A 240-nucleotide genomic window follows, 5' to 3' on the forward strand; every position below is an offset into this window, starting at 1 on the left:
GTGTTCGGTTCGAGCGAGTCTGTCGAAGCACAATTACGGCAAGCAGGCAGCACGGCAGTCGTTCAGCAAGTCATACCAATGATGCTTTCGGCCATTGTCTGCGAGACCTGACGCACGGATACCCGGCTTTTCCGTGCGCAGACCGGAGTGAGCTTTGCCGAGTGGCGCCAGCAGGTCTGCCTGCTCACAGCCATCGAGCGTTTGAGTGGAGGGCACCCTGTGACCCAGGTCGCATTGGAC

At 59.6% G+C, this 240-nt stretch carries 1 pseudogene; it reads left to right on the forward strand.

Features of this window, described 5'->3' with window-relative positions:
• Nucleotides 1–111: 111 nt before the first annotated feature.
• Nucleotides 112–240: pseudogene (locus SB725_RS33600) on the forward strand (helix-turn-helix domain-containing protein); the annotation flags it as partial.

This window comes from Pseudomonas sp. SIMBA_041, from assembly GCF_046535095.1.
GTDB classification, from domain to species: Bacteria; Pseudomonadota; Gammaproteobacteria; order Pseudomonadales; family Pseudomonadaceae; genus Aquipseudomonas; species Aquipseudomonas mucoides.